Origin of the sequence: Stieleria marina (genome assembly GCA_007741555.1) — a bacterium.
Classification (GTDB): Bacteria; Planctomycetota; Planctomycetia; order Pirellulales; family Pirellulaceae; genus K23-9.
In genome coordinates, this window is the sequence record CP036526.1 from 3,925,507 (window position 1) to 3,938,408 (window position 12,902).

Consider the following 12,902-nt stretch of genomic DNA (forward strand, 5'->3'; position numbering starts at 1 on the left):
CTTTACAAATGGAAACCACATTGGCCGTCCTCGGTGACGGCGGACGTTATGCCACTCGCAATATGAATAGTCGCGTGATGCCATTCGAGCCACTTTGGATTGCACCTCAAATCCCTGGCTACCGCCCATGTGGCACAACCTACGGATCCTTTTCGCCTGACGATCTTCCGCCGTTGCCCAAACGCGAAACTTCAATGCACGACTGGTTGTCTTCGCTACCCAATATTCGACTCAGCGGAAAACCTCTGACAAATCACACCGTAGATGGAATTCGCTCGCGGCGTGAATGGTCAGGCTTCGCAAGATCAAAATTGGTCGATAGATCGAAGGCAATTGGGGCTCCGCCGCCACAGGACTTTCTTGATTTTGTTTTTGACGTCGAGAATGTCTTGCGTTTTCGCAGCCCAACAGGATGCCATTTTACTTTACCTGACAGGCCGATTCATGATCTCTGTCAACCAGGCGCATATTTTGTTCGCTTTCTCGACGACTCTCAGGACTGCGTCCATTGGTACCTCTACGTCGAACCAGATGGGCAATCGTCAATTGCTGCTGCGTGGGGTTACGATCACTGGATGGAGACGGACCTAGGCGTTGATATTGAGGATGACCAAATCACAGAAATCGAATATGCGTCGACTGATCTTGCCTCGTGCGCGTCTTCGATCGATGAGTTTTTGCGCCGCTACTGGATTGAGAATGAAATTCATTTTCGTCTCGTCACCGATGACTGGACTTTGACTCCCGAAATGAACGACTACGTAAACCACTACAAGAATCCGGCATAACCATGTCGTGCACCGAAGGACCGCATGACGAGTTTACAAATGGAAACCACATTGGCGGTCCTCGGTGACGACCGCCGTTCGCCGACTGAATCGCTAAACCCTTCGCATCATTAACCGTAGATTTACTGACAATGATTCACTCAATTGGCTACCTCGGACCGTTTGCTCCAAACTTCGACGACCTGCACAAGATCACGATTCAGTACACCAAGCATGATGGCACGCTAGGCAACTGTGATGTGCAGTCCGACAACGCCAGCGGGATATTCTTCGGATACCTTGAGAAGCCTAATCGCAACTTTTTCGCTGTGCGTGCACAATACGGTGAGGTTCTGGTTGACCTAGCAAACCCGGTTGAGCTTAATCCGCGACGACACATGGACGGTAAACGACCTGGGCCGAAACCGCCTCAGTTCGGTGACGAGTGTGCCGCCAACTTGTTGCGTGATATGATCTCTGCAAACGCCTCGCAGGCAGATGCATTGAGCGCCATTGCCGCAAATACGGGATTGACCGTCGCAACATAATTGCGGCGAACCATGCGATGGACCGAAGTCGCGGGCAAGGCGTTTTGAATCGGATACCACATTACCGCGACTCGGTCATCGCGGCCGTTCCTCGAGCGATTTTTGTCGTACCTAGTTCTGCCAACACCGCTACTATGAATCCGAAACGCTGGCGTCTTGTTCGGAATCTCGCGTTTTGTGCGGCGCTGGTTGTGACCACAATTCAACTTTACTTCGTTGTGCCGATATTTCTCGATCTTTTCAACCGCCTCCCGGCTCCCAATAATCCAAATCCACCTGCGGGTGATCCCAGCAATGAATCGCGATTGCTTACCGCGATGGTCCTGCAGACAATAGGACTTCCTTCCTGGGTGATCGCATTTATCGGCTGGCGTGTAGGGCGGCGCACCGATAGGACACTCGACTCCGAGTGATAGTTTCGGCACTTGCGGTCGTCACTTCCCGTTGGCGACAGGTGCAGAGGCGGTAGTACATCACGCTTGCTGCTACAATGAAGGCGAGGAACCATGCCGTGCACCGAAGTACGGCATCGAGTTTTTACAAATAGAAAATCAAACCGCCGTACTCGGTGACGGCAAACGTTACGTGATCGAATCGAACGGCTGACTCTTGGTCGTTGTGGTTGCTCTCAGCTCACTTCAGTTGCGCGGTCGATTGTTGCGCGGTCGGCAGGATTCGTGATTGGTGCGCGGTCGCTCATACCGGAAAAGTTGCGCGGTCAATGCGACTCTGAAACGCCAATGCCCAAGATTGGTGCGCGGACGAGAGTGCCCGAAACGGATGCGCGGTCGTTCATGCCCAAAAGACGTGCGCGGTCAAAAAGGTGCGCGGTCAAACTTGCTCGGTCCTACTTCGGTCGGCTACAATACGGTCCAATCGTCGATCGGACTGGCTGATCGGCCTGCGCTTCGCCAACGCCGCGTCACGTAACCAGGCCGTGCACCGAAGATCGCGATGACGCGGACTTTGACATGGATCACACACTACGCGATCTCGGTGACGGCAAACGTTATGCGACGAATTGCACTGACGTGATCGTTGGTGATGGCTTGTTTTTCTTTGCGCTTTTTTGCGCGGTCATGGGGTGCGCGGTCGATCTTGCTGGAGATTGATTGCGCGGTCGTTGCGACGGTCGATTGGTGCGCGGTCGTTGCGCTGGCGTTGGGACATGCTTGATCTGCGAGCGGCAGCGTTTCGACTTCGGTTGTGATCGTTGCGTGCCGAAATGGGCGTTCATATCGGCCACATCGACCGTGCTTCCGCTGCTCGGTCAAATGATGCCACTGGAACGCTTGTGATCGGCTGGCAACAGGTTTTCGACTTCGACAACATCCATGCCAGGGCAATTCGTCGGCCGATCATGCACCGGAGATCCGCGGAACTTGCATTTCGATTCCGCTCGCCGGTACAATCAACCACTCAATACAACCCAACATTTTGCCGCATCACACACAGACCGCGCATAACCATGACATGCACACGAAGATCGCGATGAAGCGGTTTTTGACATGGATGCCACAGGACGCGATCTCGGTGATGTCTACTGTTATGTGCCTCAACTAATATGTCATTCGGACGCAAAACAGGTCGAAAACGTGACGGTGAGTGTCATGTCTGCAAACTGGTTGTCCTGACGGAAGAATGTGAGAGCTTCACCCCAAGAGGCTGGGAAGTGATTCGGTGGGCACCCGTGATGCACCGTGCTCCTTGCGGCGCGCACTGTATGGGCGGTAGCGTTTACCATGGCGAAACAGATGTGCACGTTGTAACCTTTGGTGCTTGCCCGCGATGCGGTGAAACCGATTCGGAGATCGCAGAAACAATCGAAAATGGCGATGGAACTGAACGTGTTGTCATACACCGTTACATCCACGAATATGATGCAGACAAAGGATTTCGCATTGAACTTGAAACTAGCTCGGTCGATGGCTGGGTGGTAAAATCACGCTGGCCAACTAACCATCCAGACTCACTTGAGGAAACGGTTCGCTGGGCTGAGAATTACGTCCCATGGCTAGCCGAACGAAACGGCACATAACAATGTGATGCACGCGAAGCCGGTCTTGCGTGTGCGAATTAGTATTTGGATCAACCGTCCCGGCTCGGTGATCACGGACGTTCTGCCAATGACTACGCTCCAACTGATTGCCAAATAGAAATGTGGCCCTTCGCTCGAATTTCGCTTCTGCAATACACGATGATTTCGGTCATCGCGTTCGGGATTTGGCAAATCGGATTGGGGGGGGCCATCATCTATCGTGAAATGGGAGCGGGCTCAGTCGTTAGCGCGTCGGGTGCGAACGTGTCAGTATTCTCTTTCTTATCGGGCATCCTCGCCATGATTTCAGGCGCACTCCTTGTGACTCGCAAGCCGGTTGCTCGCTATTTTGCAATTTGGTGTCTCACTTCCCACACACTTATGTTTCTCTACGGGGCAATTCCCACTAATCCCGGTGGTGAACTTGCGCTCGAAGTTAGGATTGGCGCTGCTCCACTATGGCTCATGCCTGGACTGCTTGTCATATTGCTAATGAGCCGCGCGGTGACCGAGGAATTCACTCGGGATTCGCCGGAGAAGGCAGAACCATGAGATTCACCGAAGTACGGCATCGGGCGTTTACAGATAGAGATCACAATGGCCGTACTCGGTGATCTCTACCGTTCCCCGAATGGCACAGCGGATCGAATGAGATTTGGACTTCGCACTTTGCTCATCGTTGTCGCTTTGTCGGCGGTGCTGATTCCGCGTGCAATCACAACTTATCGTGACGCAACCTATCCTTCGCTGCATACGTGTGTCACCGGAACGCCGACTGTTTTCGAGGGGCCATATGTCCACTGCATGGCTGCACACGACCCGGATTGGGGACGTGTTCGTTTGGTCTTTCTCCAACAGATCCACACTGAAGAACAGTGGCACGAACGCAATTTCATTCCATGGCTAAACCATCGTGGTGACAGTCGACGAGGGACACGCCTTTACGTCAATGATCGTCTTGTTGTTCCGGACGAATCGGTACTGGTATACTATAGCGATGGTAGTGCCACTCCGAGTTTCGTCGAATTTGATTCAGACGAGATTCCATTGCGTGATCCATGGTGGCCGGATGCGGAACAGCTCTGGCAGAAGATTCATGACTCGACTCGGACACACTTAGATCACGGGGAACCATGACATGCACCGAAGGACGCGAGCCCAGCGGTTTGGCAATGGAACGCCTTTCGCGCGTCCTCGGTGATGTCCGCCGTTCGCCGACAGAACTACACACGTGAGTATTTGATTGCGTTTTACGATACTCACTTTGACCATGTTTGTTTTTGCTTTCGCGCTCGCGTTCGCGATGATTATGCGACCAAGCGACGTGGCGTCGGAGATTTTGCGGTCTGCATCGATCCTTTCCGGTTGCATTGCCTTCACGATTGCGTTCCACACGACGGGCAAAACACAATCGTTTGCGATGACTTACGGTATCTTCGCAATGTCTTCGGTCATTCTCGGCGTTTGCCCAGACTCTCTCGCCGTATGGATATACGAGAACATCGATCACGATGGTCCCGAGACAGTTCCGGTCGCGAACGGATACGGGTACGTTCTTCAGCGCACGGTCAACTCCTGGTTTGCTATACTCGTTGGGATCTTTGCTGCTTCACTCGCGTCAAGCATTACATCGCGATCTAAGAGCGGCGAACCATGTCGTGCACCGAAGGACGGCATATGATAGTTACAAATGGAAACCGCAATGGCCGTCCTCGGTGACGACGGACGTTCCTCGAGCGATTTTTGTCGTACCTAGTTCTGCCAACACCGCTACTATGAATCCGAAACGCTGGCGTCTTGTTCGGAATCTCGCGTTTTGTGCGGCGCTGGTTGTGACCACAATTCAACTTTACTTCGTTGTGCCGATATTTCTCGATCTTTTCAACCGCCTCCCGGCTCCCAATAATCCAAATCCACCTGCGGGTGATCCCAGCAATGAATCGCGATTGCTTACCGCGATGGTCCTGCAGACAATAGGACTTCCTTCCTGGGTGATCGCATTTATCGGCTGGCGTGTAGGGCGGCGCACCGATAGGACACTCGACTCCGAGTGATAGTTTCGGCACTTGCGGTCGTCACTTCCCGTTGGCGACAGGTGCAGAGGCGGTAGTACATCACGCTTGCTGCTACAATGAAGGCGAGGAACCATGCCGTGCACCGAAGTACGGCATCGAGTTTTTACAAATAGAAAATCAAACCGCCGTACTCGGTGACGGCAAACGTTATCTGGCTTGGCATTTTGACAGCACGCATTAACCAACTCGATGGATCTGTAGTTGAACAAGATGGTCGGCGCTTTCGAGTGCGTCTTGAGGACGGACGCGAGATATCAGCAACAATCGACAAACGGGTTGGATGCGTGTTTGGAGACCCGATGACGTGGCGAGTGACTGTTGAACTCGGCACTACAGATCGGTCACATAGAATCGTCTCAATTCGCGTGTAGGCACAACATGTTTCACGGACAGCCATATTGCAAATCGTGTGGACATGACGGGCCAAATTTCATGTGGTCTTACCATCAGTACATGGGCTTGTCGGTCTTGTTGTGCAACAAGATTACAAACGAACTACGCACTGTTCATATCGACGACCGCGATGAATTTCACGACCATTCCAAAACTGAGGATGAATTGGAGGCTGTTTTTGATGCGTTCATAAACAACATCGTGACCCGTGAAGCCAACGAGAATGAATACAGCGTTGACGTCGTAAAATTTGCGTTGGATGAAAACAATCCAACCACATTAAAATGTCCCAAATGTTCCGAACTGCTATACTGGCGATCCACTGGCATTTCTTGACAGGACACCAATCGCCAGATAACAATGTGATGCACGCGAAGCCGGGCTTGCGTGCTGGTTTTTCTGCTTGCAAGATTGTCGTCCCGGCTCGGTGATCACTGCCGTTCGTCGACACACAGGTTTAGCTCCGCTCGCTGAATGCAATCGGGAGTCCGAGATCACACTTTCGCTTCGTTCTATCATCCTATGCGTTTTTCTCTGCGCGGCATCATTTGCGTTTGTCGCGGCAGAGACCGGGCTTGGAAGTCAGTCCGACGATTTGCGTCTCACTACCGCATTATTGGCACTGCCACTGATGCTCATTGGAATGTGCGCGACCGGTGCAAGTCTAGCGTTCGATCGGTATCGTACGCGGCGGGCAGCGGAGAGGGGTGCTATATATGGATTCATTGGCTTCGCGCTGTTGGGCATCTTTCTTGGGCTCGCACCCGCAGTCGGTTGATTCGATATACTTGACCAACGCGGCGTGGACCTCCTACGCGAATTAAATAGCGACGAACCATGCGATTCACACGAAGCACCGCATGACGATTTCACAAATGGAAACCACATTGGCGGTGCTCGGTGATCGCCGCCGTTCTGTCGATGATCCCTAAAATCAATCGCCCATGAAGGCGTCAATCCTCGACCTGATTTTCGCAACTGTCTTCGCAGCTTGCACCTTTTCGTTGTGGATGCTCTATCCTGAATTCGCAGATACAGCTATCGCCGTCGGATTATGGTCTCTGCTGGCTGCAATATCCTGTATTCGACGAAAACGAACGCTAATCTATTTCTCGGCTATCGCAGCCGTAGCATTCGTCGTCAGATATGCGGGGCACCTGGACAGGCTGCGCTCACCCTATTTCTTTGCGGAGTTTGTCGACATCGGCTCAATGCTCTGCTGTTTTGGCATTGTTGCAAATACTGCGATTCTCGATCGTCATAATCTCGCGTGGTATTTGGGCATTGCCGCATTGTTCGTCGTCTTCTTTTTTACGCCATTCCTTCTCCCGATCCATCCGTTGATTTCCCTGTCACCGATGATGATAATCTCCACAGGTTTGGTTCTCACTTGGCAGCGTGGCCGGGCAGCGCTTAAGATGACAGAACCATGCGATTCACACGAAGCACCGCATGACGATTTTAGAAATGGAAACCACATTGGCGGTGCTCGGTGATCGCCGCCGTTCGCCGACTGAATCGCTAAACCCTTCGCATCATTAACCGTAGATTTACTGACAATGATTCACTCAATTGGCTACCTCGGACCGTTTGCTCCAAACTTCGACGACCTGCACAAGATCACGATTCAGTACACCAAGCATGATGGCACGCTAGGCAACTGTGATGAGCAGTCCGACAACGCCAGCGGGATATTCTTCGGATACCTTGAGAAGCCTAATCGCAACTTTTTCGCTGTGCGTGCACAATACGGTGAGGTTCTGGTTGACCTAGCAAACCCGGTTGAGCTTAATCCGCGACGACACATGGACGGTAAACGACCTGGGCCGAAACCGCCTCAGTTCGGTGACGAGTGTGCCGCCAACTTGTTGCGTGATATGATCTCTGCAAACGCCTCGCAGGCAGATGCATTGAGCGCCATTGCCGCAAATACGGGATTGACCGTCGCAACATAATTGCGGCGAACCATGCGATGGACCGAAGTCGCGGGCAAGGCGTTTTGAATCGGATACCACATTACCGCGACTCGGTCATCGCGGCCGTTATTCGACTGAGAGCGTTCGATGGTGTTGGCGGCGTCCCTTGCGATTCAAGCCGAAGCACGACACCGCTGGACGATCGTTCGTTCGGCAGACGTTGCTCGCTTCGATTGCTCGAATTCGGCGGAAGACGAGATACCCGATTTAAATGACTACCGTCGCTAGCGGGAGCAACAACCAAACTGCCTTCAATCGATTGATTGATTTTGACTTCCGCCACAACAACCGCATTCAACACAACCTTTGTTTATGAAGCACAATATTTTCTCATTTCCGTACAGTTGGCTTTGGTTTTTCGCGGGTATGGCTACGTTTGGCATTCCGGCTGATTTGCTCCTTGGATGGGGCAGTCGCAATTTCTGGGGAGCGATCGGTGGCATACTTTTCGTCGCGATTGGCGGCTTCGTGCATAAACGACGCATCGATGATTCTCCACCAGACAACGAATAACCATGCCGTGCACGCGCAGGACGGCTTGCGTGTTTTTGCCAATGGAAAGTCAATCGTCCGTCCTCGGTGACGGCTACCGTTCTGGCACTGCCGTTTTCAATCTCTGTTGCTAGCTCCACACGAATGCTATCTGCAAAACGATACCGTCGCATGAACTACTTGCTGGCTGCTTTCATCGTATGTGGAGTCCTATTCGCTTGCCCCAAGAAGTTTTCTAAATCCGACCCTTCCATCATATACCTTCACAGCCGAAAGCGCGGAGTTCATGTCCATCTTCCGCCGGATAGTGATCCTTACGCAAAACGGCCCTTGGGAGCGTTGGCACGTGACTGGTTACGATACAATGCACAGTGGCATTGTTGGAAACCTGCCCCAATGTACTACTTTAAAGGGCATATCGAAGTTTCCTCTGAAGACAGCATCATCAAGATTATTAACAGCTCGGTTGCTTGGGGTTGCTGGGTTCGCCCCTTAACGATGGTTGACCTCGACTTTATTGCCGCTGTTCGCTCAGACGAATCCGCCGTCAAATACAACCGAGATACTTCGATGTACGTTGATTGGCATGGCCCTGGCTCAGCACAGACGAAAGGCCAGAACCAAGCGATGGACGCGAAGCCGCGGAGTTGAGTTTTACGAAATTGATGATCAATCGCCGCGGCCCGGTCATCGCAACCGTTATCCGACTGAATCATGACCAACTCCTCTACAATGGACCCGATCCGATGATTCGACGCACACACAAATTTTGGCTCGTATTCGCAGCGCTTTGTTGTGCGACGACCATCGGTTGTGGGTCCGCTTCGACTGGCACAGCCGTGCTCGACGCTGACCCGCCGGAGCAGGTCTCTGAGCCGCCGTTGGCTACGTCACCGGTCGAAGCTGCACATGCAGACTTCTACACCGTATCAACCTACGACGAATCGTTTGATCCAACTGACGATCTCGCCAAAACCCTTGTTCGTGCGGCGAACGAAAACAAACGCGTCATCCTGCAAATCGGCGGTGATTGGTGCGGATGGTGTGCTCGAATTACTGACTACATGTCCACAAACGAGACTATTCGTTCCCACATCGACAACAATTTTGTTGTCATGAAAGTGACGTTCCCCGGCGAGCACGCCAAAGACTTCCTTTCTGCGTACCCAAAATGCAACGCGTACCCCCACTTCTTCGTTCTTGATGAGAACGGGGACTTTCTGCACTCTCAAGGGACAGGCGAGCTTGAGAAGGGCAAAGGGTATGACCAGGACGTATTCATGGCGTTCCTGACTAAATGGACACCGTAGTTCACACGACGGATAGCCATCCGATGCAGCGGAGCGGCGGTTGTTGCCTTTCCCGTTTGCTTGCACGCCGTTCGCCGACGCCCGGTGATCGGTACCGCTGTCGGACTGAAGATGAGCAGAGCGTGTTAAACCCGTACTCTCCGCCGGATTCTGAACCCAAGGGCGAAGACGCGCCTCGGAAACCTTTTCGGATCGGATGGCTCATCGTTCCGACCGTGCTGCTCATGATGTATGGCTCGATCATGCTTCCTGATTTCACTGGCCGTTCGGTTGGTGACCCAGACGGACGTTCACGCGGCGCTGCTGCTGCTGGCGGTGCAATTGGACTTGCGCTGGGGTCGATTGGTTACTTCTTGGCGGGGCATAAGCCAAACTGATTGGACCGATGGGACAGTGTCGTATTTGCGTTGCTCGGTCACTTTCTTCGGGCTACACTAGATCACGTGTCGAAGGCATGTCTGCAAAAAACCCGGCGGATAACCACGTGTTGGACCGAAGCTTGCGATGACGCAATTTTTGACATGGAAGACACAAGGCGCGATTTCGGTCAACACTACCGTTCGTCGACAACAAGAAACACATTGACCAACCCGTATTCGCCGCCCAGTTCAACAACCTCGGCTAGCGAGACGCGTGACTCTCGTGCACTCCGTGTGTTCTCAATCGCATCATTTGTCTGTGGGTTCGTTGCATTTCTGGCCTACTACGGCTACCCAGGGTTCATGAACCCAACGTGGTATTTTCGCTACCTGCCGATACTCGCAACCTTGTCGTTGATTTGTGGCGTCGTTGCGATCGCGTTTCCCTGGCAGCCGACTAGATCTGACACCGTATTCGCGACCGCATTCTCGCTAATATTTGCACTTCCCGTTACCTGTTTGTGTCTTGCTGCTTTCTTGGATGCTACGACGAGATACGGTGAGTTCTGGCTGCTCCCGCGTTTGATTTTGAGCCTATTTGCCACGATCATCTCGTGGAGGCTCGCGTCTAAGAGGCACCGAGTGATGCGACGGCGGCGACTTGCGTGCATTGGACTCGGTTTTGCTACGCTGCAATGTCTAACGTCGATTGTTGACTTCCTCTACACTGATTGGGCAGCGTAGGCCGAAGGCGCGACGAACCATGTCATGCACGCGAAGGACCGCATGGTGTTTATACAAATGGATACCACATTGGCGGTCCTCGGTGATGACCACCGTTATCCGACTGATTGACTTTCGATCTAATGTGAGGGCGATTCGTTCTTAAACCACATCGAGACACTCTACGCGATCACAAAGCCGTTGCTCACTCACTACCATCACGCGGATCAGTGTGGCGTCAACAACTGCAATTTGATCTCTGATTTACGCGACAACCCAACATTTGAACCGACCGCCGAAATGCTGCACGACGCTGCTGCGAACGCGTGTTTCGATGGTGTCGCCCCGATCATCGACTACTCCATGCTGGAGCACGTGGACATTGACTTTGAAGTTCGCTTGGCCGTGATTTTTCGCATTTGCTTTTTTACGGAGTTGGGGAACTCGGATTCGCCCGCTCGGTTTTGTCTTAGCCGAACCCCATCGTCTGGTGACTCGTTTCTTGCGGAATACGGCTGTGGGTTACTCGACGATCACCGACACTTTTGGTATCCACGAACTGACAAACATGTGGGTCGCTTTGATGTGCCACCGGATACAAACGACGGGTGGGCGTTTTACCGATCCAAACGATATGGTGGCAACGGGCTGTCGTCTCACATGCAATAATCTTCCCAAGACGGCGGATACCATCGCATCCACACGGAGGCCCGTTGGTTCGGTTTTACAAATCGAACGTCAACTCACGTACCCCGGTGATGCGGGTCGTTACCCCATATTAGCAGGACATCATAAACGAGGTTCACATAGTTGGATTTTGCAAACCCGTTTCACAACTCGATATTCGTTCTGCTCTTGTCTTGGACCGTTGGGGCCGTTCTCGAACCGCTTCTACGACGATTCGTGAACTACAGCGAGGTCGAAACGAGTCTCTTCCGTAGGAGTCGAACGTATGAACTGATCGGTGTGCCGTTTGTTCGGTGGGTAATCCTGAGGGGACGACTGAATTGCAATCCAGGGTTGAAGAGAGTCAAGAACGGTCAAATAGAGACACTGGTTGAAACTCGCAAGGCACTGACGATCGCGGAGTTTGGGCATTGGATTGGTTTCGTTGTCATGTTGGCGGCGATTGGAGCTTCTATAGTTGCAGGCGTTCCGAGTTCGGTCCTCGCGTCACATTTTGTGGTGAACGTGCTCGGCAATGCGTACCTGTCTCTCGTTCAGCAGTACAATAGGCGTCGCGTTGATAGGCTAATTGCCAGGGCCGAGAGGCGGGGCATTGACGGGTAACCATCCCGTCCACCGACGTACGGCTTGCGCGATCTTGCAAATGGAAACTCAAACGTTCGTACTCGGTGACGGGTACCGTTCTGGCATTAACTCAATGATTCGATCAATACTCGTACTTTGCGTTGTGCTTGCATGCTCAACGATCGCCGTCGGAGAAGTCTTCGACTTGGACGCGCTCAAATTTCCGTCGAACGACCGCCAAGCGTTCGACGAAAACAATGTCCCTGCGTCCATTCGCGGTCATCTCAACAGTACCATCACAATTCGAGGGTACATGATGGTATCAAGCGTCACATCCACAACGGACATTAAGCGATTTGGCATGTGGGCGGAGACGACGCAGAAACCTGTGAACCTAAACGCTTGGAAGATCCTGCCGCTACATCACATGTTATACGTTGAAATGTCTGGGGACAGATCGACAGAGTTGCTCATCAATCGTCCCATCGAGGTCACGGGGAAACTGACAATCGACGTAATACGAGATAGTGACGGAACGGTGGGAACCGTTTACAAGATCCAGGCAAGTCGAGTTTCCAAGGCGACAAAGCGTGACGGGCACTTCCCCGCAGCAGGACACGGATGCTAGCCAGAACCATGGCATTCACACGAAGCACGGCATAAGATATTTTCAAATGGAAACCACATAGGCCTTGCTCGGTGATGCCGGCCGTTATCCGACAGAGGCACCATTTCGCTGATCGCACGATGAATCGCCTCCAATTCCGTATTTGCACCTTGCTCGCTCTAGTTGCTCTCGTAGCAGTCGTGATTTGGTGGATACGATGGCCGGCACAAACTGCTTCACGATTCGTCGCTGATCGCGCCCAGTTTGTTCGCAGGATCAACGCAACTCCGACTTCCGCTCATGCTCCGAGCCGCCTTGACTCAACGTATTTCGCAAAACCAGAGAATTGTTCGCTCACAACAC

At 52.6% G+C, this 12,902-nt stretch carries 12 protein-coding genes; all 12 read left to right on the top strand.

Translation table 11 applies throughout. From position 1 onward, the window contains the following. The first annotated feature begins 8 nt into the window (after positions 1–8). Positions 9–788, top strand: coding sequence for a hypothetical protein (locus K239x_RS14035; protein ID WP_145418705.1), 780 nt, complete (start codon positions 9–11; stop codon positions 786–788). A 131-nt stretch (positions 789–919) separates the two neighbouring features. Further along, entirely contained in the window at positions 920–1,315 is a 396-nt protein-coding gene (locus K239x_RS14040; RefSeq protein WP_145418707.1) for a hypothetical protein, read from the top strand. A 2,635-nt stretch (positions 1,316–3,950) separates the two neighbouring features. Next, the gene (locus K239x_RS14050) at positions 3,951–4,490 is read left to right on the top strand and encodes a hypothetical protein (protein ID WP_145418711.1); all 540 of its coding nucleotides are present in this window, start codon (positions 3,951–3,953) and stop codon (positions 4,488–4,490) included. Between the two features lie 1,370 nt (positions 4,491–5,860). Next, on the top strand, positions 5,861–6,157 hold the full coding sequence (locus tag K239x_RS14055; RefSeq protein WP_145418713.1) for a hypothetical protein: 297 nt from the start codon (positions 5,861–5,863) through the stop codon (positions 6,155–6,157). A gap of 608 nt (positions 6,158–6,765) precedes the next feature. Then, entirely contained in the window at positions 6,766–7,317 is a 552-nt protein-coding gene (locus K239x_RS14060; RefSeq protein WP_145418699.1) for a hypothetical protein, read from the top strand. Between the two features lie 63 nt (positions 7,318–7,380). Beyond that, positions 7,381–7,776: a hypothetical protein gene (locus tag K239x_RS14065; RefSeq protein WP_145418715.1), complete on the top strand. Its 396-nt coding sequence runs from the start codon at positions 7,381–7,383 to the stop codon at positions 7,774–7,776. 909 nt (positions 7,777–8,685) lie between these two features. Next, positions 8,686–8,940 (top strand): hypothetical protein, encoded by a 255-nt coding sequence (locus K239x_RS14070; RefSeq protein WP_145418717.1) that lies wholly within the window; start codon positions 8,686–8,688, stop codon positions 8,938–8,940. Positions 8,941–9,128: 188 nt separating this feature from the next. Further along, positions 9,129–9,599, top strand: a complete 471-nt coding sequence (locus tag K239x_RS14075) for a thioredoxin family protein (protein ID WP_419190037.1) — start codon at positions 9,129–9,131, stop codon at positions 9,597–9,599. Between the two features lie 122 nt (positions 9,600–9,721). Further along, on the top strand, positions 9,722–9,976 hold the full coding sequence (locus K239x_RS14080) for a hypothetical protein (protein WP_145418721.1): 255 nt from the start codon (positions 9,722–9,724) through the stop codon (positions 9,974–9,976). A 906-nt stretch (positions 9,977–10,882) separates the two neighbouring features. Beyond that, positions 10,883–11,350, top strand: a complete 468-nt coding sequence (locus tag K239x_RS14085; RefSeq protein ID WP_145418723.1) for a hypothetical protein — start codon at positions 10,883–10,885, stop codon at positions 11,348–11,350. A 297-nt stretch (positions 11,351–11,647) separates the two neighbouring features. After that, the gene (locus K239x_RS28640) at positions 11,648–11,971 is read left to right on the top strand and encodes a glycosyl-4,4'-diaponeurosporenoate acyltransferase CrtO family protein (RefSeq protein WP_419190091.1); all 324 of its coding nucleotides are present in this window, start codon (positions 11,648–11,650) and stop codon (positions 11,969–11,971) included. A 94-nt stretch (positions 11,972–12,065) separates the two neighbouring features. Beyond that, on the top strand, positions 12,066–12,560 hold the full coding sequence (locus K239x_RS14090) for a hypothetical protein (protein WP_145418725.1): 495 nt from the start codon (positions 12,066–12,068) through the stop codon (positions 12,558–12,560). The last annotated feature ends 342 nt before the right edge of the window (positions 12,561–12,902 follow it).

What these genes read in the sequence shown, in the direction of transcription:
- K239x_RS14035 (WP_145418705.1), top strand. Translation starts at nt 9, where the DNA reads ATGGAAACCACATTGGCCGTCCTCGGTGACGGCGGACGTTATGCCACT.
- K239x_RS14040 (WP_145418707.1), top strand. Translation starts at nt 920, where the DNA reads ATGATTCACTCAATTGGCTACCTCGGACCGTTTGCTCCAAACTTCGAC.
- K239x_RS14050 (WP_145418711.1), top strand. Translation starts at nt 3,951, where the DNA reads ATGGCCGTACTCGGTGATCTCTACCGTTCCCCGAATGGCACAGCGGAT.
- K239x_RS14055 (WP_145418713.1), top strand. Translation starts at nt 5,861, where the DNA reads ATGTGGTCTTACCATCAGTACATGGGCTTGTCGGTCTTGTTGTGCAAC.
- K239x_RS14060 (WP_145418699.1), top strand. Translation starts at nt 6,766, where the DNA reads ATGAAGGCGTCAATCCTCGACCTGATTTTCGCAACTGTCTTCGCAGCT.
- K239x_RS14065 (WP_145418715.1), top strand. Translation starts at nt 7,381, where the DNA reads ATGATTCACTCAATTGGCTACCTCGGACCGTTTGCTCCAAACTTCGAC.
- K239x_RS14070 (WP_145418717.1), top strand. Translation starts at nt 8,686, where the DNA reads ATGTACTACTTTAAAGGGCATATCGAAGTTTCCTCTGAAGACAGCATC.
- K239x_RS14090 (WP_145418725.1), top strand. Translation starts at nt 12,066, where the DNA reads ATGATTCGATCAATACTCGTACTTTGCGTTGTGCTTGCATGCTCAACG.